This is a genomic window from Mesorhizobium sp. DCY119, assembly GCF_003590645.1.
GTDB lineage: Bacteria > Pseudomonadota > Alphaproteobacteria > Rhizobiales > Rhizobiaceae > Mesorhizobium_M.
The window spans coordinates 2,852,689-2,875,246 of sequence record NZ_CP031834.1 but is presented as its reverse complement, the minus strand read 5'-3'; the positions used below and the strand labels follow the sequence as shown (position 1 = coordinate 2,875,246).

The following is a 22,558-nucleotide window of genomic DNA, read 5'->3' as shown; positions in this document are numbered from 1 at the left end:
TCTCAGAAACTCATGGCCTGGCGCGATGCCAGTATCTTGCGAAACATCGCCGTGTCGTGTTCCGGCGGAATGGTCTGCTCGCCGGTGATCCAAGACAACAGGTCGGCGTCCTGCAGTTCCAGCACCGCGTCATATGCGTCGAGTTCGGAATCGGACAAGGCATGGATGGTGGTATCGGCGAAAGCGCCGAGAATCAGGTCCATCTCGCGCATGCCGCGATGCCACGAACGGAACAGAAGCTTGCGCCGGCGCGCATCGAGCCCGTCACTTGATCGCGTCATGCCTGTCATTGTTTCGCATTCCTGATTGCCGAGCGGCGCATATAGCGTGGATGACGCTGCCTGTCAGCCTTGCAACCGCTCTCGCAGTGCCTAAGAGTCGGCTGGTGGAAATCATGCTGACAAATTTCGCCCGTTCCGGACCTGCGCTCCAACCCTCCCAATCGTCGGGAGCCTAAAGCCGTGCGTCCCAATAGTCTCGACCCGCTCTTCGTTTCCATCACGTCGCTTGCCGGTGTTGGGCCGAAGGTTGCCGAACTGATCAAGAAGGTCGTGCCCGCCGATATTTCGGATCGCGATGCCCGCGCCGGTGACCTGATCTTCACGCTGCCGCATTCGGTGATCGACCGGCGCAACCGACCCGGAATCGCTTTGGCGCCCTCCGGCGCGATCGTGACGCTGGAAGTGCGCATCGACCGGCACCAGCCGCCGCCACGCGGCCACAAATCCGTGCCGTATAGGGTCTACGCCTTCGACGACACCGGCGAGATCGCGCTGACATTCTTCCATGCCAACACCGGCTGGCTCGAAAAGGCGATGCCGGTCGGCGAGGATGTCGTCGTCAGCGGCCGCATGGAATGGTTCAACGGCCGGCCGAGCATGGTCCATCCCGACCATATCGCACGCGCCGGCGATACCGAAAGCCTGCCGCTGGTCGAGCCGGTCTACCCGCTAACGGCCGGACTGTCGGGAAAAGTGCTGCGCCGCGCCATTGGCCAGGCGCTTGAGCGGGTGCCGGCGCTACCCGAATGGCTCGACCCGGATGTCATGCGCCGGCAAAGCTTTCCCGCCTTTGGCGAGGCGTTGAGCCGCATCCACAACCCCGCCGATCCAATCGATGTCCTGCCAGACAGCGCAGCCTGGCGCCGGCTCGCCTATGACGAGTTCCTGGCAGGGCAGATTTCGCTGGCGCTGGTGCGCGCGACGGTGCGGCGGCTTTCCGGCCGGCCCCTTGCGGGCGACGGCCGGCTGATCGCGGCGTTGCGAAACGCCCTGCCCTATGCGCTGACGCAATCGCAGACGCAGGCGCTGGCCGAGATCGATGCCGACCTGCAAAAACCCGAGCGCATGTTGCGCCTGCTGCAGGGCGATGTCGGCTCCGGCAAGACGGTAGTGGCGCTGCTTGCCATGGCGCGCGCCGTCGAGGCCGGCGGACAGGCCGCCCTGATGGCACCGACGGAAATCCTCGCGCGCCAGCATTTTGCCACCATCGCGCCGCTGGTCGAAAAGATGGGCCTGCGCGTTGCCGTGCTCACGGGGAGAGAAAAGGGTCGCGAGCGCGCAGAAATCCTCGCCGGACTGGAAAACGGCGCGATCAATCTCGTCGTCGGCACCCATGCGCTGTTCCAGGAAACCGTGCAGTTCCGCGATCTTGCGCTGGTCGTGGTCGACGAACAGCACCGCTTTGGCGTGCACCAGCGGCTGGCAATCACCGCCAAGGGCGATGCGCCCGACATGCTGGTAATGACGGCAACGCCGATACCGCGCACGCTGGTTCTGTCCGCCTTCGGTGACATGGATGTCTCACGCTTGACCGAAAAACCGGCCGGCCGCCAGCCGATACGCACCGTTACGCTGCCGCTGGAACGGCTCGACGAACTGGTCGGCCGCATGCGCGATGCGGTAGCCGACGGCCAGAAAGTCTATTGGATCTGCCCACTTGTGGAAGAATCCGAAGAGATCAAACTAATGTCGGCGGAAGATCGCTTTGCCTCGCTGAAGCCGGTTTTCGGTGATGCGATCGGCCTCGTCCATGGCCGCATGAAGGGCGCGGAAAAGGATGAGGCGATGCGCGCCTTCAAGGAGGGCGAGACGCGCATCCTGATCGCCACCACGGTAATCGAGGTCGGCGTCGACGTGCCGGATGCGACGATCATCGTCATCGAACATGCCGAGCGCTTTGGCCTCGCCCAGCTTCACCAGTTGCGCGGGCGTGTCGGGCGCGGCGCCAAGGCTTCGACCTGCGTGCTGCTCTACAAGGACCCGCTCGGCGAAACCGCAAAACGCCGCCTTTCGGTCATGCGCGAGACGGAGGACGGCTTCCGCATATCGGAAGAGGATCTGAAACTGCGCGGCGAAGGCGAGCTGCTGGGCACGCGCCAGTCCGGCACGCCGGGCTTTCAGGTGGCGCGCATCGAGACGCATGCCGATCTGCTGGAAATCGCCCGCGATGACGCCCGCCTGCTGCTGACGCGCGATCCGGACCTCAAATCGCCACGCGGCCAGGCGATACGGATGCTGCTCTATTTGTTCGGGCGCGACGAGGCGGTGCGGCTGTTGAGAGCTGGCTGAGCGACTTCCTCAAGGGTCGGATTGGCTATCGATACGACCTTCTTGCCTTTAATCTTGACCATTTTCTTGCTCATGTCGGGCGTCACCAGTCCCGCGGAAACGATGAGCTTTGCCCCGTCCTCGATGCTCATGTCGAGGACGATAACCTGGGATTTTGGCACATACATCAGGAACCCGGTCGTAGGATTGGGCGTGCATGGCATGAAGACGGCAATCAGCGGGTCGTCATTCTGGTCGAGCTTGTCATTGATCTCGGTGCGTTTCTCGCCGGCGACGAAGACGATCGACCACACGTCCTTGCGGGGGTACTCGACCATTCCAACGGTGCGGAACATCTCGTTCTTGTTCGAAAGAACCGTCTCAAAAATCTGCTTCAAGCTACTGTAAATACTACGGATAAGCGGCATCCGACCCAGAACCCGCTCGCCCAGCGACACGATCGAACGGCCGATGAAATTCGCGGTCAGGAACCCGACAAGGGTAATCAGCAGCAGTGCCACGATGAGCCCGAAGCCCGGCACGGCGAACGGCAGATAGTGATCGGGATTGTAGCGATACGGAATGTAGGGCTTTACCCAGGAATCGACCCAGCCAACGAACGACCATGCCAGATAGGCCGTGATCGCCAGCGGCGCCGTCACGATGAAGCCGGTGAGGAAATAGTTTCGCAGACGACCCATGCAGCGCTTCCGATTTTCAGCTGAGACAGCGTCGCGCCGCATACCCGCAGCGCCCCCTCGATAGTCTTAGACCATCACCCCGAGTGGTGGGAATCGTTTTTACGATTTGCCGGACACGGTTTTGTCAGCAGCAGTGATGCTGCAGATGCCAAGATCGACATCGCCAACCGGAAGCGGCGTTTTCGTTATTCGACGGTAACCGACTTTGCCAGATTGCGCGGCTGATCGACATCCGTGCCCATGAAGACAGCCGTGTAGTAGGCGAGCATCTGGATTGGCAACGCATAGACGATCGGCGTGATGATCTCCGGCATATCGGGCAGAATGATCGTTTCCATCGTCTTCATCGCGGCCTGATCGGCGCCCTTCTGGTCGGTGATCAGGATGATCTTGCCGCCGCGTGCAGCGACTTCCTGCATGTTCGACACGGTTTTCTCGAAAATGCGGTCATGCGGGGCGATGACGATGACCGGCATGTTCTCGTCTATCAGCGCGATCGGCCCGTGCTTCAACTCGCCGGCGGCGTAGCCCTCGGCGTGAATGTAGGAAATTTCCTTGAGCTTCAGCGCGCCTTCCATGGCGAGCGGATAGTTGGTGTCGCGGCCGAGATAGAGCACATGCTTGTAGCGCGAAAGTTCCCGCGCGATCTTTTCGATCTGCTCCTCGAGCTTGAGCACATGGTTGGCGAAACGCGGCGCTTCGGACAGTTCGCGCACCAGCGTCTTTTCCTGCTCGCGCGAGATCGTCCCGCGCGCTACGCCTGCACGCACGGCAAGCGATGCAAGAACCGAAAGCTGGCATGTAAATGCCTTCGTCGAGGCAACGCCGATTTCAGGTCCGGCAAGGGTCGGCAAGATCACGTCGGATTCGCGCGCGATGGTGGATTCGCGGACATTGACGATGGCCCCGATGGGAATGCCGGCCTTGCGGCAGTAGCGCAGCGAGGCCAGCGTGTCGGCGGTTTCACCCGACTGCGAGATGAAGAAGGCGGCGCTGTTCTTCGAGATCGGCATTTCGCGGTAGCGGAATTCCGATGCGACATCGATATCGACCGGCAGGCGGGCGATACGCTCGAACCAGTATTTGCCGATCAGCCCACTGAGATAGGCCGTGCCGCAAGCCGAAATCGCCAGGCGGTCGAGCTTTGCGAAATCGAACGGCAGATCCATCGGCTTCGAAATGCCGTCGGTGAAATCGACGTAATGCGCCAGCGTGTGCGAAATGACTTCCGGCTGCTCATGGATTTCCTTTTCCATGAAATGGCGGCGGTTGCCCTTGTCGACCATGAAGCTCGTGCTGAGCGACTGCTGCCGCCGACGCTCGACCGCATTGCCGTCCATGTCGAAGATACCGACCTCGTTGCGGCGCACGACCGCCCAGTCGCCATCCTCGAGATAGGTGATCGAATTGGTGAAGGGAGCGAGCGCGATGGCGTCGGAGCCGAGATACATCTCGCCCTCGCCATGTCCGACCGCCAGCGGCGGGCCGTTGCGAGCGCCGACGATCAGGTTGTCGTCGCCCTGGAACATGATCGCCAGCGCGAATGCGCCTTCAAGGCGCTTCAGCGCGTTATGGGCGGCTTTGACGGAATCAGCGCCCCGCGCCAGTTCGCGCGAGACGAGATGCGCCACGACTTCGGTGTCCGTCTGGGAAACGAATTCGTAGCCGTCAGCCTTCAGCTCGTTCCGCAATTCGGCAAAATTCTCGATGATGCCATTGTGGACGACGGCGACACCATTTGAGAAATGCGGATGCGCGTTGGTCTCGTTCGGCACGCCGTGGGTGGCCCAGCGCGTATGACCAATGCCGATATTGCCGTCGAGCGGCTCCGCCTTGAGCCTCTGCTCGAGATTGACGAGCTTTCCTTCGGCGCGGCGGCGGCCAAGCTGGCCGCCTTCGACGGTCGCTACGCCCGCCGAGTCATAGCCGCGATATTCAAGCCGCTTCAATGCGTCGACGATAAGCGGCGCTACCGATGTCCGGCCGACGATCCCAACAATTCCGCACATGGTCCGGTTGCCCCTGTTCCCGCAAACTTCCCCTGCCGCTATCTAGTCAGTGTGGCGGCCGCGCGGAAGTCACATTCCGTATCCTTTGGTATCAGCTTTATGGCTATGGAGGATGACCTCCACAGCGTCCAGCGCATGCGCTTCGAATAACCGCTTCGGGTTACTTTTTCGCTGCATTGGCGCGGCGTTCGCGCAATTCGCGTGCCTTGTCCGGCAAGGTCTTCTGCCGCGCCCGCCCGAATGCCAAGGCGTCGGCCGGCACATCCTCGGTGATGACGCTGCCGGATGCGACATAGGCGCGCTCGCCGATGGTGATCGGCGCAACGAGCGAGGAGTTCGAGCCGATGAAGGCGCCGGGGCCGATATCGGTAAAGAATTTCGAGTAGCCGTCGTAATTGCAGGTGATGGTGCCCGCCCCGATATTGGCGCCCTGCCCGACGCGGGCATCGCCGATATAGGTGAGGTGATTGACCTTCGCGCCGGCCTCGATCGTCGCCTTCTTGACCTCGCAGAAATTGCCGACCTTGGCCTTTTCCCTGAGATCGGCGCCTGGCCGCAGTCGCGCGAACGGTCCGACATCGGCGCTGGGGCCAATAAGAGCCCCTTCGATGTGGCTGAAGGCATGGATCTTGGCGTTTGACGCAACCTTCACGCCGGGGCCGAAAAAGACACTCGGCTCGATGATGGTTTCCGCGCCGATTTCCGTATCGTGCGAGAAGAAGACTGTCTCGGGCGCAATCATGGTCACGCCGGAAAGCATCATTTCGCGGCGCTTGCGCTTCTGCCAGATGGCTTCTGCCTCGGCGAGTTCGGCGCGGTTGTTGATGCCGAGCACGCTCTCGAAGCTGGCTTCGGTCGCCACCACTGCCAGGCCGGCTGCATCGGCGATTTCCACGATGTCAGTGAGGTAATACTCGCTTTTGGCATTCTTGTTGCCGACGGCGTCGAGCAGTTTCAGCGCGTGCGCACCCGAAATGGCCATGATGCCGGCATTGCAGAAGCCGATCTTGCGCTCTTCGTCGCTGCAATCCTTGTCTTCCCGGATCGCGACTAGCTTGCCGTTCTTTTCGATCAGGCGGCCATAGCCGGAAGGATCGGGCGGGCGAAAGCCGATGACGACCACAGCAGCGCCTTCCCCGAGTTTCGTCCGTGCGGCAGAAAGCGAATCCGCCTCCAGCAGTGGCGTATCGCCGAACAGCACGAGGATATCGTCATAGCCGCGCGCGATCGCCTTTCGCGCGGCAAGCACCGCATGCGCCGTACCGAGCCGTTCCTCCTGCACGAAGGTCTCGGTGCCCGGCGCGAAGGAGGCTGCGGCCTCCCGCATCTGCTCGGCCCCGAAGCCGACAACCAGAGCGAGATCGCCGGCGCCGGCGGCCTTTGCAGCGTTGGCGACATGGGCGACCATCGGCAGGCCGGCTATCTTGTGAAGCACCTTGGGGGAGGCGCTTTTCATGCGCGTGCCCTCGCCGGCGGCAAGGATGATCGACAGGCAGGATCTAGCGGTCATGGCGATTTCCGGAAAGAAACAGGAAGATTCGTCGCAGTTCTAGCACTGCTTCCTTCCTGCTCCAATGCGGCTGAAATTCGATGCGTTGGCAGAGTTACAATGCGTCAGCCCAGCTTGCCGAGCGTCGGAAAGGTTTCCAGAAGCCAGTAGGATGCGCTCTGGACCCCGCCGGTGAGGAAGAACACGCCGGCCAATACCAGAAGCGCCCCGATGACTTTCTCGACGCGGCCAAGATGCACGCGGAATTTGCCGAGAAAGCGCATGAAGGCCCCTGAAAACAGCGCCGCCAGCAGGAAAGGTATGCCGAGCCCGAGCGAATAGGCCGCCAGCAGCAGCGCCCCTTCGCTTACCGTCTCGCGTCCACCGGCAAGCGTCAGGATCGGTCCAAGCACCGGCCCGATGCATGGCGTCCAGCCGAAAGCGAAAGCGAGTCCCATGGCGTACGCGGCGACTGTACTGGCGGGCTTGCCTTCCGACTGGAAGCGCGCCTCGCGCGACAGCAACGGGATTTTCAGAATGCCGAGAAAATTTAGCCCCATCAGGATGATGAGGACGCCGGCGGCCATAGCCAAGGGCTCCTGCCAGACGCGCAGAAGCCGTCCGATCGTCGAAGCGCCGGCGCCGAGCGCCACGAATACGGTGGAAAAGCCCAGGACGAAGGCGACCGACGTTATCAGAAGTGCGTTTCGCGTGGCCGACTTCGCGACCTTTCCACCCTCGGCACGAAAATCATCGACCGAAACGCCAGCCATATAGCAGAGGTAAGGCGGCACCAGCGGCAGCACGCAGGGCGACAGGAACGAAAGCGCCCCTGCCCCGACCGCACTGAGATAGCTGACATCCAACGCCATGATTCCCCGCAACAATTACGTTTGCGCTGCATATAGCCGTCAGAAGGCGTCGTCTCCAATCACGACTGCGTGGCAGATCGTCGCCTCGGGACAGACCAATCGATCGGAAAACTAGGAAACTAGAGGACTTGCGGCGCAAAAGAACTCAGGGCGCCGACATAAGGCTTGATGACAGGGCGGGCATAGGCACCACGCTTGCTGGTCTGGAGCCCCAGCGAGACGAGCGCCTCGGCTTGCTTGACGGCCGCACTGACCCCGTCGATCACAGGCACGCCGAACTCGGCCTGGAATGCTCGTGCAAGGTCCGCCATGCCGGCGCATCCCAGAACGATAGCTTCGGCGCGGTCCTCATCAAGCGCCCGGCGAATTTCCTCCGTCAGCTTGGCCTTTGCACCGGAGGCCGGATCCTCCAGCGAAAGAACAGGAATGTCGGCCGCACGCACGCGCACCCTGCCCGCCATGCCGTATCGCTGCACGAGATGCTCGATCGGAATGCGCGAACGCTCAAGCGTGGTCACGACAGAGAAGCGCGGGGCCAGAAAGGCAGCGGTGACTAGTGCGGCTTCGCATATGCCGATCACCGGCATGTTTGCCATGGCTCGCGCGGCGTCCAGGCCGGTATCGTCGAAACAGGCGATGATGGCGGCGTCTGCTCCGTTACGTTCTCCCGAGGCGATTTCTGCCAGCATGCCGGGAACGGCCAGTGCTTCATCGTAATATCCCTCGATCGAAACCGGCCCCATGCGCGACGTGACCGCAACGATCTCGCTTCCGCCGGAGGCTATAGCCCGCGCTGCATCGGCGATCGTCGCGGTCATGCTCTCGGTCGTGTTCGGATTGACGACAAGAATACGCATGGAAAGTGCCCTTCTGCGCTCAGCCTTGCGCTGCATCGGTTGATCGGACGATACGGTAAGCCGACGAAAAGATTTCCTCAGCCGCAGGATGAGCCCAGGTTCGGTCGGGATATTTTGCGACCAGCCCCTCGAACTGGCGTTGCGCCCGCACGGCGTCGGCAGCGAAATCCATCCCCGGAATATGCCGGTCGCGCATGACCATTCGACCGTCGATGATGACGGTTCGGGCATCGCGGCCCGACGCCGAGATCAAGAGCGTCTGGATCGGGTCGATGACCTGGCCGATATCGGGGTTTGCCAGATCCCAGACCACCATGTCGGCGCGACAGCCTGGCGCGAGCCGGCCGAGATCGGATCTGCCAAGAGCATCCGCTCCGCCAAGGGTGGCGGCATCGAAATAGTCTTCGGCGCGGGCTGCCTCAGCCTTCCCCTCGACAAAGCGGCAGATCATCAGGCCGATCTGCAGATTGAGCAGCATATCAGGTGGAGAGGTGTCCGTGCCAAGCCCGATGCGAAGGCCGCGCTCGCGGTAGCTGCTGAAACTTTCAAGCCCGTCACCGAAGCGGGCTGCGACCAGCGGGCAATGCACGATGACCGAGCCGGCCTCGGCGACAATTTCGAGATCGCGCCCCGGCTCCGGCACGAAGCGCGATGGGCTGACGAAGGTGCCGTGCGGCAGCAGGGTCTTCTCGGTGAGGAAATCCAGGCTATCCAGCCATTCGATCGAGGTCATGCCGTGCAGTCGCCGCACGGTCTCGCGCTCGAAACCGCCCTGGCAGCAGTGCAACCGCACCGGCACGCCCAGGTCTCTGCCCGCGGCGGCAGTGCGTCTCAGCAGTTCGGCGGTGCAGGTCTCGATACGGTCCGGCGCGAGCATGGTGCGGACAAGGCCGCCATGCCGGCCATCCAGCCGCTCACAAAAGGAGATTGCGTCGACCAACCCCTTCAGTCCGCGCGGCTCGTCGAAGAACAGTTCGAACTTACCCTCCTCCACCACGACAGGATTGCCGGTGCGATAGGCAGGGCCCAGATAGACGCGCAGGCCAAGATCGGCGGCAGCTTCAGCCGCCCCTTCGAACTCCTCCACCGTCTCGCCCCATTCGCGATAATAGAGCGAGGCAATCGGCAGAGCGGTCGTTACGCCATTGCGGATCAGGCGTGCAAAGGCATGGCGCTTCTGGAACACCAGCTCATCAAGCGAATACATCTCATAAGGCCCGGCCTCCATATAGGATTTCGGCCAGACGCGGCCCTTGCGCCACGCCGGATGGTTGTCGAAAGACAGGATCGTCGTATCGAGATCGGACAAGGCGTCGAGATCGATGAAGCCGGGAGCGATCAGAGCCTGCCCGCAGTCGATCCGTTCATCCACTTCGCCGGCGAAGCCGTGACCGACAAAGAGGATTTCGCCATCCTGATAGACGACCTCTCCGCCGGGCAGCAGCGTATGGCGGCCGTCGTCATGGCCGACCACCCAGGCGGCGGTCATCAGCGTGCGCTTGCCTTCGCTCATCATCATCGTTCCCTATTCGGCCGCGGGCTTGCGCTTGCGTTCTTCCCATTGTGAGACGCTCATGGTCGGAAGGTCGAAGGTTTCGCGAGAAAGTGCATAGCCGTGACCGCCCATACGGCCGATCGCGTCCAAGCCGACGGGATCGACATGCAGCCGGGGATTGACGATGTCGGAGCGGATATGGGCCGCGACAATCTCACCGAGGATGACCTCGCGCGAATTGCCGACGCCGAGCGTCACATAGTTGCGGCATTCGAAGGCGGCGGGCGATTCCGCGATGCGGGGCGCTGCGATCTTCGATCCGGGAATGGCCGTCAGCCCGGCTTCGGCAAGTTCATCGATATCCGATGAAAACGGCACCGCGCAGACATTCATGGCGTCGAGCATCGTGCTGGAGACGATATTGACCGTGAAGACGCCGGTCGTACGCACGTTCCAGGCGGTGTCCTTGAAGGACATATCGTCATGATTTTCCACGCCGAGCGCAAGAATCGCGGGCTCGGCCGACAGGCAGTTGAAAAAGCTTATGGGAGCGGCATTGACGCGCCCGTTCAGATCCACCGTCGTCACCAGCGCGATCGGACGCGGCACCACCGCGCCGATCAGAAGCTTGTACTTCTCGCGTTCGGACATTCGTTCGAAATCGAAACTGGTCTTGTTGGTCATGAGCGTGCTTTCAGGAAAGTTGAGACAAGAAAATCGCAACGCCCACGCGCGGGTAAGCGCATGTGCGAATGTCGAATGAGAACGGAATGGCAGAAGCGGCGGCTTTTGCGCGCCGCTCTTCAGCTTGTGGGGAAAGGCGCTGGCTTAGCTCTTTGCGGCGAGCGGCCGGTAATCCGCCAGCAAATCCTTCAGCTCGCGCTCGCGCGCCGGCTTCAGGTCGAGGAGACCTCGTGTCGCGACGGCGGTCAGGTGCTCGTCCATGATCCTGATGCCCGTTTCCTCGTCGCCGCGAACAAGCGCGTCGATGATCATCTGATGCTCGTTGACCGCGCATTCCGATGAATGCGGACGGCCGTAAAGGGCAAGGATCAGCGAACAGCGCGATGCAACTTCCGCGACATAGCGAATGAGAAGCTCGTTGCCCGTCATATCCGCAAGCAGCGTATGGAATTCGCCGGCGAGCCGTATCGACTCCGGTCCGTCGCGTCCCTGTGCCCGTTCTTCCGCCGCAACATGCGACCGCAATTTTTCCGTCATGGCGGGCGTCATGCGTCCGGCGAGCGTCTCGATCACCGTCCGCTCCAGGCTGCGCCGCACCTGAAAGACGCCGCGCGCCTCCGCAAGGCTCGGTGAGGCCACCGTCGCACGCTTGTTGGGCTGCTGCGAAACGAGGCCCTCCACAGTCAAGCGGGCAAGCACGCTGCGCACGACCGTGCGGCTGACGCCAAAACTCTCGCCGACCGAATCCTCCGGCAGCTTCGTGCCCGGTGCGATCGCCTGTTCGATGATTGCTCGTCTCAGCGCCTGATAGACGCCGTCTGCGAGATTGCCGGCGCGGCTCGCGCGTTTGGTCGGCGTGATTTCCTGTGAGGTCATGGTGCAGCGATTTATCCGAATACCCGGTGCCAGTGTCAACCATGGCGTGTTCCCAATCTGCGTACAGGATCGATACCAAATGTTTTCTCTTGCGCCATTAAACAGTATACACTATCGTTTATCAAGTGGATACAGATTGCATAAAAAATAATCACAACAAGCTCAAATTAAGTGCAATCCACGGGAACGCCTATCTGGACGGCAAATTCAGATTTGATAAAAAACAATGGAGAGGCTGCAATGAAATCGTTCTTGAAGACGTCCGTTGCCTGCATCGCGGCGCTAACGCTCACCACATTCTCGGCAGCCGCCGAAAATGTTCTCAAGTGGGGTGCCCAGCGCGACGTCGTCTCGCTCGACCCGTATTCCTACGGAGACACCTTCACCATCGCCGTGCTCAACCATGTCTATGAAGGACTGGTGCGCTACGACGACAACCTGCAGATCGCGCCGGCGCTTGCCACGTCGTGGGAAGTCGTGTCTCCGACGCTTTGGCGCTTTCATCTGCGCCAAGGCGTCACCTTTCATGACGGCGCGCCATTCACCGCCGACGATGTGCTCGCTTCGCTGACGCGCGTCAGTGACCCGGCCTCGCCTCTGCGAGGCAATCTGCCGGCTTACCAGAGCGCAAAGAAGATCGACGACTTCACGGTCGAGATCACCACCACGCCGAATTACCCGCTGCTGCTCAACGATCTCACCAACATCGTCATCTTCGATAAGGAATGGCTGGTCGCCAACAAGGCCGAGGCTCCGACGGATGTCGGCAAGGGCGTTGAAGGCTATGCCACGGCCCACGCCAACGGCACCGGCCCGTTCAAGATCGTATCGCGCAAGCCCGATGCCGAGACCGTATTCGAGGTCAACAAGGCCTGGTGGGACAAGCCGCGGCACAACATCGACAAGATCGTCTTCACCCCGATCACCTCGGCGGCAACGCGCGTTGCAGCCCTTCTGTCGGGCGAGATCGACTTCACCAATTCCGCGCCCCTCCAGGACATTCCGCGCCTGCAGGCTTCGTCAGACATCAAGGTGCTGGCAAGCAATGAATTGCGGACCGTGTTCTTCGTCTTCAACCGGACCGACAAGACGATTGCATCCGACGTTACCGACAAGAACCCGATGAACGACATCAAGGTTCGCCAGGCGATGTACCAGTCGATCGACATCGACGCCTTGCAGAAAAAGGTGATGCGCGGCCTGTCGCGCAACACCGGGTCGATGGTTGCCCCTGCCATTCCCGGTTACGTGGAAGCGCTGGATTCGCGCCTGCCCTATGACCCGGATGCCGCCAAGAAGCTGCTTGCGGAGGCAGGATATCCCAACGGCTTCACCTTCTCCTTCGTTTGCGAGAACGACGGCTACGTCAACGAGGAGGAGATCTGCCAGGCGGTCTCCTCGATGTGGGCCCGCGTCGGGCTGAAGGCAACGCTCGACGTTGCGCCGACCAGCCTGCAGACGGCGAAATTCGAGAGCGGCAAGTTCGATGTCGGCATACTCGGCTGGGCCAACGAGCCGATGATCGACAGCTACTCGATCCTCGTGCAGGTCGTGCATTCCAAGACGGGCACGTCTGGTGTGTTCAACTGGGGCGGATGGAAATATCCGGAGGTCGATGCGCTGATCGATGCCGCCGGCAAGGAACTCGACCGCGAAAAGCGCCTGGATTTCCAGAGCGAGGCACTGACCAAGATCAAGGACGACGTGGCCTTCCTGCCGCTGCACCAGCAGCCCATGGCATGGGCGACCGGCTCGAAAGTCGAAAGCCTCGTCCAGTTGACCGACAACAAGCCACGCCACTGGCTGACCAAGATGAAGTGATCTTCCGCCTCCGGCCCGGGCACTCCGGGCCGGACGAAATCAGCCGGGCGTCAGCCCGGTTCAGGCCTCATTGAAACCCGTCAGGAGACGGCAGACATGCTCGCCATCATCGTCAAACGCATCGGCAATGCAGCGCTTGTCATGCTTGTCGTCGCCTTCATCGCCTTCATGATCTTCCAGTTTCTGGGCGACCCGGTCCAGCTGATGCTCAACGCACAGGCAAGCCAGGAAGAACGCGTCGCGCTGCGGCTTCGCCTCGGTCTCGACCAGCCCGTCGTCATGCAGTTCTTCTCCTTCGTCACCCGCGCGGTGCAGGGCGATTTCGGCATCTCGTTCCGCAACCAGCGTGAAGTTATGTCGCTCATCGCCGAACGCTTTCCGGCGACATTCGAGCTTGTCATGGTCTCGACCGTGCTGGCGCTGGCGATTGGCGTGCCGCTAGGCGTCTTTGCTGCGATCAACCCGAAGAACCCGGCGGCGCGCGTTGCCCGCATGATCTCCATGGTCGGCGTTTCCGTGCCGGCCTTCGTCATCGGCATCGTGCTGATCCTGGTGTTTTCGGTGCAGCTCGGCTGGCTCCCGGCCTTCGGGCGTGGCGAGGTCGTGCAGTTCGGCACGTGGTCGACCGGCCTGCTCACCCCATCGGGAAGGCTGGCACTCATAATGCCCGCAACATCGCTGGCGCTGTTCCAGATCTCCTTCATCATGCGCCTGGTTACCGCCGAAATGCTGGAGGTGCTGCGAACCGACTATGTCAAATTCGCGCGTGCCCGGGGCCTTCCCGACCGCATCGTGCATTTCCGCCATGCCTTGAGGAACTGCATGATGCCGGTGGTGACGATGACCGGCATGCTGATCGGCGACCTCATCGCTTTTGCCCTGGTGACCGAGACCGTATTCCAGTGGCCCGGCATGGGATTGCTGTTCGTGCAGGCGGTGATGTTCATCGATATCCCCGTCATGGCGGCCTATCTGATGATCGTCTCGGTCATCTTCATCACGCTCAACACCATAGTCGATTTCATCTACCTAGCCGTCGATCCGCGCCTGCGGCAGACGGGGACGGCGGGAGGCAGCAATGTCCGTTGAGCAGACAGCGAAGATGCCGGCCGTGCCTCGGCTTGCCCGCCTGAAGGCCTTTCTCGATGGCGATCTGGTCTATGGCTTCCTGCGCACCCCCTCGGCGGTCATATCGGCGATCGTGCTACTCGTCATTGCGCTGACCGCCATCGCCGCACCGCTGCTCTCGCCGCAGGACCCCTACGACCTGACGCAGCTCTACCTCGACAAGGCGGAACTCCCGCCGATCTGGACCGCTGAGGGCCAAGCGCCATACGTGCTCGGCACCGACGTGCAAGGCCGCGACATCTTTTCGGCTATTCTCTACGGCTCGCGCATTTCGCTGATGATCGGCTTTGCCAGCGTTATCGTGTCGGTGATGATCGGCATCGTGGTCGGACTGACTTCGGGCTATGTCGGCGGCCGGATCGACAATCTGCTGATGCGTATCGGCGATCTCGTGCTCTCGATACCGACGCTGCTCGTCGCCATCCTGGTCAGCGCGATCTTCCGCGAACTCCTGCCCGTTTCGATGCGGGACGCCTTCACGCCGGTCATCCTGACCACGTCGATCGCCATCACCTCATGGGTTCAGTACGCCCGCATCGTGCGCGCCTCGACCATGGTTGAAGCGCGCAAGGAATATGTGCTGGCCGCCCGCATCCTGCGGTTGCCACCTCTGCGAATCATGCTCACGCACATCTTGCCCAACGTCATGACCGCCGTGCTGGTGACGGCAACGCTAAACCTCGGCCTCGCCATCCTGGCGGAAGCCACCCTTTCCTTTCTCGGTGTCGGCATGCCGGTAACCCAGCCTTCGCTCGGCACCCTGATCCGCATCGGCAACCAGTATTTCTTTTCCGGAAGCTGGTGGGTCGTGCTGTTCCCGGCGCTGCAACTCAGCCTGATCATCCTCGCCGTCAACCTTCTCGGCGACTGGCTGCGTGACGCCCTCAACCCGAAACTCCGCTGACCAAGAGGCTGACCATGAGCGAAACACTGATCCTGAAAAATGTGCGGCCTTGGGGCGAAACCGCAATTGACCTGACGATTGCTGATGGACGCATCGCTCAGGCCACTTCGACCACCTCTGAGGTCGAAACGATCGACGGAAAGGGGGCGATCGTCCTGCCAGGTTTTGTCGAGGCACACACCCATCTCGACAAGACATTGTTCGGCATGCCCTGGAACCACAACAATGTCGGTTCCACCCTGATCGACAAGATCACCAATGAGCGCAACTCGAAGGCGCGGCTCGGCCTCAACCCAGCGCGCCAATCGGCGCGGCAGGTAGCGCTTTCGGTGTCACACGGCACCACGCACATCCGCAGCCATGTCGACATCGACACCGAACACGGCCTGAACGGCGTGCTGGGTGTCATGGCGACGCGCGAAAAATATGCTGACGTGATCGACCTCGAAATCGTCGCCTTCCCCCAGTCCGGCATGCTTATCCGCCAGGGAACGAAGGAACTGATGGACGAGGCGTTGAGCCTCGGCGCCGAGGTCGTCGGCGGGCTCGATCCCTGCTCGATGGACCTCGATCCGAAAGGCCATCTCGATGTGGTCTTCGCGCTCGCCGAAAAGCATGGAAAGCCGATCGACATCCATCTGCATGAATTGGGCGAGCTTGGCGCGTTCTCGATGCGCCTTATCATCGACCGTACGCGCGCTCACGCGATGGCCGGCAAGGTGACCGTCAGCCATGCCTTCTGCCTCGGCCACAACGACTACCTTGCCATCGGCAATCTGCTCGACGAACTGGCTGACGCAGGCATCGCGATCATGACCACGGGACCGGCCGGTTATCCCTGCCCGCCTCTGATCCGCACCCTGGATGCCGGAATCACGGTCTGCTCCGGCTCGGACGGGATTCGCGACTGCTGGAGCCCCTACGGCAATGCCGACATGCTGGAGCGCGCGATCTTCCTCGGCATGCGCAACGATCTCGACCGTGACGACGAAATTCGCCGCGCCGTCGAGGTGGTGACCACCGGCGGTGCTGCCGTCATGGGCTGCCAGGATTACGGCCTTGCTGTCGGCGATGCCGCCGATCTTGTGTTGATCGAAGGCGAGACACTGGCCGAGGCGGTCGTCTCGCGCCGCCCTCGTCCGCTGGTGATGAAACGCGGAAAAGTCGTCGCCCGCGAGGGTGCCGCCTTGTTCGAGACGGAGTGACCCCATGAACGCCGCGTTTGCGCCAAATGAGCCCCCGCTCGACCCGCCGGTACTCAGCATTCGCGATCTGCTCGTCGAGTTCCCGACGCGGCGCGGCGTGTTGACGGCAATTCGCGGTGTCAGCCTGTCGATCAGGCGCGGCGAGATACTGGGTGTCGTCGGTGAATCCGGAGCAGGAAAATCCCTGACCGGTGCTGCCGTGATCGGCCTGCTCGAACCGCCGGGCAGGATCGCGGGCGGCGAGATCCATGTCAGTGGCAAACGCATCGACAATCTGCCGAGGCGGCAATTGATGGCGCTGCGCGGCAAGACCATCGGCGCGATCTTTCAAGACCCGCTCACATCGCTGAACCCGCTCCTCACCGTGGGCGATCAGCTTGTGGAAACGATACGCTGCCACCTTCCGCTGTCGCGGAATGAGGCTGCAAGGCGCGCCATCGACCTCCTGAACGAGGTCGGCATCCCCTCGCCGGAGCTTCGTGTCGGCCAGTACCCGCATCAATTCTCGGGCGGGATGCGGCAGCGTGTGGTGATCGCACTCGCGCTCGCCGCCGAACCGGAACTTGTCGTCGCCGACGAGCCGACGACGGCGCTCGACGTTTCCATCCAGGCGCAGATCACGGCACTGCTCAAGCGAATCTGCCGGGAACGCGGCACGGCCATCATGCTGGTGACCCATGACATGGGCGTGATCGCCGAAACCGCCGATCGTGTGGCGGTGATGTATGCGGGACGCATTGTCGAAATCGGACCGGTCGAGGACATAATCAAGCGGCCGCAGCATCCCTACACGCGCGGCCTGATCGGCTCGATTCCGAGCCTTGCTGCGCGTCACGAGCGTCTGGCCCAGATCGATGGCGCCATGCCGCGCCTCAATTCCATGCCAGCCGGTTGCGCGTTCAATCCACGCTGCGAAATCGCGGATGCGCGCTGCCGCAGCGATCTGCCCAGGCTCTTGCCGAATGGACGAGGCTCGGTCGCCTGCTGGAAGCTGGCTGTGGCCGAAGCCGTGGAGGCCGCGTGATGGGTGCGCTCGCACAGCCGACACTGCGTGTGGAAGACATAGCCTGCCATTTCGACGTCTCGCCGTCATGGTTTGACCGAACCGTCATGCGCAAGCCGGAACGAACCTTGAAGGCGGTCGACGGCCTGAGCTTCGCCATCCCGCGCGGCACGACCTTTTCGATCGTCGGCGAGTCCGGCTGCGGGAAGTCGACGCTGGCGCGTCTGGTCGTCGGGCTCTACCAGCCGACTCGCGGCAGCCTCTCCTTTGCGACAGGGAGCGGCAGTGACGGCAGCGTGCGCACGCAGATGATATTTCAGGACCCCTATGCCAGCCTGAACCCACGCTGGCGCGTCGGCGACATCATCGCCGAGCCGATCCGCCACCTCGGATTGCGCCGGGCCGGTGGCGAGACCGATCTGAGGGTGCGCGAATTGCTGGAGATCGTTGGCTTGTCCTGGCGGGACGCTGCACGTTATCCGCACGAATTCTCCGGCGGACAGCGCCAGCGCATCTCAATCGCCCGGGCGCTTTCGGCGGAACCGGAATTTCTCATCTGCGACGAGCCGACCTCGGCACTCGACGTGTCCGTCCAGGCGCAAATTCTCAACCTACTCAAGGACTTGCAGCGGGAACTTGGACTGACTTATCTGTTCATAAGTCACAATCTGGCAGCGGTTCGCCACGTCTCTGACCGCGTCGCAGTGATGTATCTCGGGCGCATTGTCGAAGAAGCCGCGACCGACGACCTGTTCGAGCGGCCGAAGCATCCTTACACACGCTTCCTGCTCGACACAGTGCCGGACCTTGAAAGGCCGAACCGCGACCGCGTTCCGGCGGTGGTCGACCTGCCGAGCCCCATCGATCCGCCGACAGGATGCAGCTACCATCCGCGCTGCATGCTGGCGACCGAGCTTTGCCGCACGACCGCCCCGGAACCGCAGCTGCTGGACGCCACCTACGTCCGCTGCCATCACGCCGAGCCGTGATTGACTGACGAACTCTACAGCATCTCGAGCGCGGTCTTGCGTCCCGGCGCAGGGAAAGCCCGGTCCAGCCTTGCCAGTTGTTCTGCCGTCAGCTTGAGATCGGCCGCTTTCCTGTTGTCGCGCAAATGTTCAGGATTGCTGGATTTCGGAATTGCGATGACGCCATCATGGCTCAGCACCCAGGCAAGCGCCACGGTGGCCGGCGTCGCACCGTACTCCTTTGCGACTTCGGCAAGTGTCGCGTTTCGCAGCAACCGCCCCTGCTCGATCGGCGAATAGGCCATGAGCGGAATGTTTCGGGCCCGGCACCACGGCATCAGATCGAATTCCGGTCCGCGCCGCGCGAGATTGTACAGGATCTGGTTACTGGCGACCTTGTCGCCCCCGGATAGCGCGACGATTTCCTCCATGTCGTCGGTGTCGAAATTGCTGACGCCCCAGCTTCGGATATTCCCTGCCCGGATAAGATCGTCGAAAGCAGCAATGGTCTCTTCGAGCGCGTAGCTGCCGCGCCAATGAAGCAAATAGAGGTCGATCGTTTCGGAGCGAAGCCGCTTGAGGCTGCGTTCGCAGGCGAGAATCGTTCCCCGCCGCGAAGCGTTTGAGGGAAGCACCTTGCTCACCAGGAACACCTCGTCGCGCCGGCCTGCGATCGCTTCGCCGACAACCTCTTCGGCGCCGCCGCTTGCGTACATTTCAGCGGTGTCGATCAAGGTCATGCCAAGATCGATGCCAAGCCTCAGCGCATCGGCTTCCTGCCCGGATTTGCGGCGATCCTCGCCCATGAACCATGTGCCCTGCCCGAGCACTGGAACCAGCTCGCCGGAAGGCAAAGCGGTCGTAGGAATATTGGCTGACATGGCGATCTCCAATTTTCTCGATAGTGGTTTGGCGTTCGTGCTGTTTTGACCGGTGAAATGCAGAAGCCTCGGTGCCAATGGCCACTGCTTTTCCCGTTCGTGGCTATACGAAACGCCGCCCGATGTTCAGAGTATCGTCATATCCGCCCGCAGGATTGAGCAAAATCATTTATCGGATCCAGTTTTCCCGGCGATTACCGGCTGCCCCCCAGAACTTCGGAAAAAGTCCCATGACGCATAACGGTCTCCACATCGTTGAAGCGACCATCGACCAAATCAGGCAGGCGCTCGATGCCGGGACCGTAACCAGTGTGGAACTGGTCGGCGCCTATCTGCGGCGGATCGCCTATTTTGACCGGCACGGCATCGCCCTCAACGCCGTTCCTGTCCTCAATCCCGATATGTTCGAAGAAGCTGCCGCATCCGATCTGCGTCGCAAATCCGGCGCCACGCTGGGGCCGCTGGACGGCATCCCATATACCGCGAAGGACAGCTACAAGGTCGCAGGCCTGACGGTAGCGGCCGGGTCGCCTGCATTCGAACATCTGGTCGCCAACGAGGATGCTTTCACCATCGAGCGACTGCGGGCGGGCGGAGCGGTCTTCATCGGGCTCACCAACATGCCGCCGATGGCAAATGGCGGAATGCAGCGCGGCGTCTATGGGCGGGCGGAAAGCCCCTACAATGCCGACTACCTGACGGCGGCCTTCGCTTCCGGGTCTTCCAACGGTTCGGGCACGGCGACGGCTGCAAGCTTTGCGGCATTCGGGTTGGGCGAGGAAACATGGTCTTCGGGCCGCGCGCCGGCATCCAACAACGCGCTGGTGGCTTATACGCCGTCGAGGGGCGTCATTTCGGTGCGCGGCAACTGGCCGCTCGTTCCGACAATGGATGTGGTTGTTCCGCACACGCGAAGCATGCCGGATATGCTTGAGTTGCTCGACGTGATTGTCGAGGACGATCATACGACCAGAGGCGATTTCTGGCGCGCGCAGCCATGGGTCGACTTGCCGTCGAGTTCGGCCATACGTCCACCGCGCTACAGCGATCTCAATCTGGAAGGATCATTGCAAGGCGTGCGGCTCGGCGTGCCACGCATGTATATCGGCCGCGACAGCGACGCTGACGCTCCCATCGAAACACGCGCCTCCGTCCTCGATCTGTGGGAACAGGCGGCAGCGGATCTGAGGCGGCTCGGCGCAACGGTGGTGGAAGTCGACTTCCCCGTCGTCTCCAATTATGAGCGCGACCGGCCCGGCGCGAAATCCATGGTGGATCGCGGCCTGGTTCCCGAAGAATTCGCCGAGCGCGAAATCTGGGACCTGTGCGTCTGGGCATGGGACGATTTTCTGCGGGCGAATGCCGATCCAGCGATCCCGAACCTGGCCTCTGTCGACGGCGCGAAGATATTTCCGCAGTCGCCCGGCACGCTGCCGGACCGCTATGGCGACGACTTCGATCTCGCAGACTATGTCGAACGGGCAAAGCGCGGCGTAACGCCGTTCGAGAACGTCCCTGGGCTGGAGCGCGGCCTGAAAGGCCTTGAGGCGACGCGGCGCATCGATTTCGAGGACTGGCTCGATGAACAGGGGCTGGACGCCGTGGTTTTTCCTGCCGCAGCCGACGTCGGACCGGCCGACGCGGACGTGAACGAGGCTTCCGCGGTCCTCGCCTGGCGCAATGGAACCTGGGTCGCCAACGGAAACCTCGTGCCGCGGCATCTCGGCATTCCCACCGTCACCGTTCCGATGGGCACGATGGCCGACATCGGCATGCCGGTTGGCCTTACATTCGCGGGCAAGGCCTATGACGATACCAGGTTGCTTCGGATTGCAGGGGACTTCGAGCGATCGACCGCGCGACGGACCCGTCCGCCGCGGACGCCGGAACTCCCCGACGACATTTTTCCCAGCCGGGCAAGGTTCGATGCCATCGAAACGCAGCCGCTGGTCATCACGCTTCGCGCTGAGACACGCCATGTGGGCAACCAGGATGAGATAGTCGTCACGCTCGACGCGCATTCGGTCGGAGCGATCGAGACCGACACAGCCAGCGTGAAGGTTCATGTCAACGGAGAACCGGTCGAAATGCAGCGAATCGGCACGAGCTTCAGCGGACGAGCGCTCGTTTCATCCGACACACACAAGGCCGTCCATAGTGTCTGGCGAGGTTCCTACGGCTCGATCGTGACCGCAATTATGCGCCTGCAGGACGGTCGCGTGGCCGGCGCCTTTGCCGTGACCGGGGGTATCGAGTAACGATCATCAGTCTATCCTCGCAGCTCTGCGGCGCGGATAGTGACGTTAAAGTTTGAAAGCGACTGCCGTGCAAACATCATCCGATCAATCGTCCATTCGCGTTTATGCGGCGGGCAGCCTCCGTTATGTCCTGCCCTTACTCGTTTCTGCTTTTTCCGAAATGACTGGTATTGCCGTCGAGGTCAGGCATGGGCCAGCGGGTCTGCTCCGGCAGCGCATCGAGGACGGCGATCGGCCGGATCTGTTTCTGTCCGCCGATTTCGGCCATCCATCGCACCTTGCCCAACTGGGATTGTCCGGGCCGCCGGTCGTCTTTGCCCGCAACACGATGTCGGCTTTGGTTCGCCGGGATGCCGGCGTGACGACGGAAAACTTCGTCGAACGACTGCTTGACCCTGCCCTCAAGATCGGAACGTCGACGCCGCTCAAGGACCCGTCAGGCGATTATGCCTGGGCTATCTTTCGTAGGTTCGAAGAGCATGCGACCGGCTCGTTCCGCATCCTCGACGCCAAGGCCCTGAAACTGGTCGGCGGCTCGGAAACGGTGGCAACGTCCGGCCCCTATGGCCCCGTAGCTGACGCATTGGCGGCTGGGACAGCCGACGTCTTTCTCGGTTATCTCACAGGCATGCAGCGGCTCGCCGCAGAAGTGCCCGAGGTCGAGATTGTCCAAATTCCGGCAGCGGTGAACGTCGTGCCCGAATATGGCCTTACAGCCATCAATGACTGCCGCCCGGCAGCCTTGTCCTTCGCCCTTTTCATCATGTCCGGTCCCGGCCAGAAATTGTTGCAGGAATTCGGTTTCAAGCCGGTAGCCTTGCCGGCGGGTGCCTGACCTGGAGCAATAGAAAGTTGCAG

19 protein-coding genes are annotated in these 22,558 nt (G+C 61.9%); 9 read left to right on the top strand and 10 right to left on the bottom strand.

Going from position 1 to position 22,558, the window contains the following annotated elements:
* Nucleotides 1-2: 2 nt before the first annotated feature.
* Nucleotides 3-290 carry a succinate dehydrogenase assembly factor 2 gene (locus tag DZG07_RS14020; protein ID WP_119817926.1) on the bottom strand — a complete coding sequence of 96 codons (288 nt, stop codon included), beginning with the start codon at nt 288-290 and terminating at the stop codon, nt 3-5.
* A gap of 171 nt (nt 291-461) precedes the next feature.
* On the opposite strand from DZG07_RS14020, the gene recG reads away from it, so the two are divergent.
* Nucleotides 462-2,570: an ATP-dependent DNA helicase RecG gene (gene recG, locus DZG07_RS14015; RefSeq protein WP_119817923.1), complete on the top strand. Its 2,109-nt coding sequence runs from the start codon at nt 462-464 to the stop codon at nt 2,568-2,570.
* Here recG and DZG07_RS14010 read toward each other — a convergent pair.
* The 8 genes from DZG07_RS14010 to DZG07_RS13975 all read right to left on the bottom strand — a co-directional run bounded on the left by DZG07_RS14010 (nt 2,522) and on the right by DZG07_RS13975 (nt 11,532).
* Complete coding sequence (locus DZG07_RS14010) at nt 2,522-3,250, bottom strand: DUF502 domain-containing protein (protein WP_091913655.1); 729 nt, start codon at nt 3,248-3,250, stop codon at nt 2,522-2,524. The two genes, recG and DZG07_RS14010, sit on opposite strands and share 49 nt — an antisense overlap.
* Before the next feature lie 185 nt (nt 3,251-3,435).
* Nucleotides 3,436-5,259 carry a glutamine--fructose-6-phosphate transaminase (isomerizing) gene (gene glmS, locus DZG07_RS14005; RefSeq protein WP_119817920.1) on the bottom strand — a complete coding sequence of 608 codons (1,824 nt, stop codon included), beginning with the start codon at nt 5,257-5,259 and terminating at the stop codon, nt 3,436-3,438.
* A 160-nt stretch (nt 5,260-5,419) separates the two neighbouring features.
* Nucleotides 5,420-6,769: a bifunctional UDP-N-acetylglucosamine diphosphorylase/glucosamine-1-phosphate N-acetyltransferase GlmU gene (glmU, locus tag DZG07_RS14000; protein WP_119817917.1), complete on the bottom strand. Its 1,350-nt coding sequence runs from the start codon at nt 6,767-6,769 to the stop codon at nt 5,420-5,422.
* Nucleotides 6,770-6,873: 104 nt separating this feature from the next.
* The gene (locus tag DZG07_RS13995) at nt 6,874-7,620 is read right to left on the bottom strand and encodes a cytochrome c biogenesis CcdA family protein (protein WP_119817914.1); all 747 of its coding nucleotides are present in this window, start codon (nt 7,618-7,620) and stop codon (nt 6,874-6,876) included.
* Between the two features lie 119 nt (nt 7,621-7,739).
* Entirely contained in the window at nt 7,740-8,477 is a 738-nt protein-coding gene (locus DZG07_RS13990) for an aspartate/glutamate racemase family protein (protein WP_119821725.1), read from the bottom strand.
* A 19-nt stretch (nt 8,478-8,496) separates the two neighbouring features.
* Nucleotides 8,497-9,996: an amidohydrolase family protein gene (locus tag DZG07_RS13985; RefSeq protein ID WP_119817911.1), complete on the bottom strand. Its 1,500-nt coding sequence runs from the start codon at nt 9,994-9,996 to the stop codon at nt 8,497-8,499.
* Nucleotides 9,997-10,002: 6 nt separating this feature from the next.
* A complete protein-coding gene (locus tag DZG07_RS13980) occupies nt 10,003-10,656 on the bottom strand; it encodes a flavin reductase family protein (protein ID WP_119817908.1) in 654 nt (217 codons plus the stop codon).
* A gap of 144 nt (nt 10,657-10,800) precedes the next feature.
* Nucleotides 10,801-11,532, bottom strand: coding sequence for a GntR family transcriptional regulator (locus tag DZG07_RS13975; RefSeq protein WP_091913648.1), 732 nt, complete (start codon nt 11,530-11,532; stop codon nt 10,801-10,803).
* Nucleotides 11,533-11,772: 240 nt separating this feature from the next.
* On the opposite strand from DZG07_RS13975, the gene DZG07_RS13970 reads away from it, so the two are divergent.
* From DZG07_RS13970 to DZG07_RS13945, 6 genes are all read left to right on the top strand, one after another.
* The gene (locus tag DZG07_RS13970; protein WP_119817905.1) at nt 11,773-13,353 is read left to right on the top strand and encodes an ABC transporter substrate-binding protein; all 1,581 of its coding nucleotides are present in this window, start codon (nt 11,773-11,775) and stop codon (nt 13,351-13,353) included.
* Nucleotides 13,354-13,449: 96 nt separating this feature from the next.
* Nucleotides 13,450-14,442, top strand: a complete 993-nt coding sequence (locus DZG07_RS13965; RefSeq protein ID WP_091913646.1) for an ABC transporter permease — start codon at nt 13,450-13,452, stop codon at nt 14,440-14,442.
* Nucleotides 14,432-15,385 carry an ABC transporter permease gene (locus tag DZG07_RS13960; protein ID WP_119817902.1) on the top strand — a complete coding sequence of 318 codons (954 nt, stop codon included), beginning with the start codon at nt 14,432-14,434 and terminating at the stop codon, nt 15,383-15,385. The genes DZG07_RS13965 and DZG07_RS13960 overlap by 11 nt, the downstream gene beginning before the upstream one ends.
* 14 nt (nt 15,386-15,399) lie before the next feature.
* Nucleotides 15,400-16,590: an amidohydrolase family protein gene (locus DZG07_RS13955; protein ID WP_091913644.1), complete on the top strand. Its 1,191-nt coding sequence runs from the start codon at nt 15,400-15,402 to the stop codon at nt 16,588-16,590.
* Between the two features lie 4 nt (nt 16,591-16,594).
* Nucleotides 16,595-17,614: an ABC transporter ATP-binding protein gene (locus DZG07_RS13950; protein ID WP_119817899.1), complete on the top strand. Its 1,020-nt coding sequence runs from the start codon at nt 16,595-16,597 to the stop codon at nt 17,612-17,614.
* The gene (locus tag DZG07_RS13945; protein WP_091913642.1) at nt 17,614-18,582 is read left to right on the top strand and encodes an oligopeptide/dipeptide ABC transporter ATP-binding protein; all 969 of its coding nucleotides are present in this window, start codon (nt 17,614-17,616) and stop codon (nt 18,580-18,582) included. The genes DZG07_RS13950 and DZG07_RS13945 overlap by 1 nt, the downstream gene beginning before the upstream one ends.
* 14 nt (nt 18,583-18,596) lie before the next feature.
* Here the strand turns inward: DZG07_RS13945 and DZG07_RS13940 are convergent, their stop codons facing one another.
* Entirely contained in the window at nt 18,597-19,442 is an 846-nt protein-coding gene (locus tag DZG07_RS13940) for an aldo/keto reductase (protein WP_119821723.1), read from the bottom strand.
* A gap of 230 nt (nt 19,443-19,672) precedes the next feature.
* Between DZG07_RS13940 and DZG07_RS13935 the strand changes: the two genes are divergently transcribed.
* The gene (locus DZG07_RS13935; RefSeq protein WP_119817896.1) at nt 19,673-21,700 is read left to right on the top strand and encodes an amidase; all 2,028 of its coding nucleotides are present in this window, start codon (nt 19,673-19,675) and stop codon (nt 21,698-21,700) included.
* Between the two features lie 67 nt (nt 21,701-21,767).
* Nucleotides 21,768-22,535, top strand: a complete 768-nt coding sequence (locus DZG07_RS13930) for an extracellular solute-binding protein (protein ID WP_162931621.1) — start codon at nt 21,768-21,770, stop codon at nt 22,533-22,535.
* Nucleotides 22,536-22,558: the final 23 nt, after the last annotated feature.

Coding starts and splice junctions, on each gene's coding strand:
- glmU (WP_119817917.1), bottom strand. CDS start 6,769: ATGACCGCTAGATCCTGCCTGTCGATCATCCTTGCCGCCGGCGAGGGC.
- DZG07_RS14010 (WP_091913655.1), bottom strand. CDS start 3,250: ATGGGTCGTCTGCGAAACTATTTCCTCACCGGCTTCATCGTGACGGCG.
- DZG07_RS13955 (WP_091913644.1), top strand. CDS start 15,400: ATGAGCGAAACACTGATCCTGAAAAATGTGCGGCCTTGGGGCGAAACC.
- DZG07_RS13995 (WP_119817914.1), bottom strand. CDS start 7,620: ATGGCGTTGGATGTCAGCTATCTCAGTGCGGTCGGGGCAGGGGCGCTT.
- DZG07_RS13950 (WP_119817899.1), top strand. CDS start 16,595: ATGAACGCCGCGTTTGCGCCAAATGAGCCCCCGCTCGACCCGCCGGTA.
- DZG07_RS13975 (WP_091913648.1), bottom strand. CDS start 11,532: ATGACCTCACAGGAAATCACGCCGACCAAACGCGCGAGCCGCGCCGGC.
- glmS (WP_119817920.1), bottom strand. CDS start 5,259: ATGTGCGGAATTGTTGGGATCGTCGGCCGGACATCGGTAGCGCCGCTT.
- DZG07_RS13940 (WP_119821723.1), bottom strand. CDS start 19,442: ATGTCAGCCAATATTCCTACGACCGCTTTGCCTTCCGGCGAGCTGGTT.
- DZG07_RS14020 (WP_119817926.1), bottom strand. CDS start 290: ATGACAGGCATGACGCGATCAAGTGACGGGCTCGATGCGCGCCGGCGC.
- DZG07_RS13945 (WP_091913642.1), top strand. CDS start 17,614: ATGGGTGCGCTCGCACAGCCGACACTGCGTGTGGAAGACATAGCCTGC.
- DZG07_RS13965 (WP_091913646.1), top strand. CDS start 13,450: ATGCTCGCCATCATCGTCAAACGCATCGGCAATGCAGCGCTTGTCATG.
- DZG07_RS13960 (WP_119817902.1), top strand. CDS start 14,432: ATGTCCGTTGAGCAGACAGCGAAGATGCCGGCCGTGCCTCGGCTTGCC.
- DZG07_RS13985 (WP_119817911.1), bottom strand. CDS start 9,996: ATGATGATGAGCGAAGGCAAGCGCACGCTGATGACCGCCGCCTGGGTG.
- DZG07_RS13980 (WP_119817908.1), bottom strand. CDS start 10,656: ATGACCAACAAGACCAGTTTCGATTTCGAACGAATGTCCGAACGCGAG.
- DZG07_RS13935 (WP_119817896.1), top strand. CDS start 19,673: ATGACGCATAACGGTCTCCACATCGTTGAAGCGACCATCGACCAAATC.
- DZG07_RS13970 (WP_119817905.1), top strand. CDS start 11,773: ATGAAATCGTTCTTGAAGACGTCCGTTGCCTGCATCGCGGCGCTAACG.
- DZG07_RS13990 (WP_119821725.1), bottom strand. CDS start 8,477: ATGCGTATTCTTGTCGTCAATCCGAACACGACCGAGAGCATGACCGCG.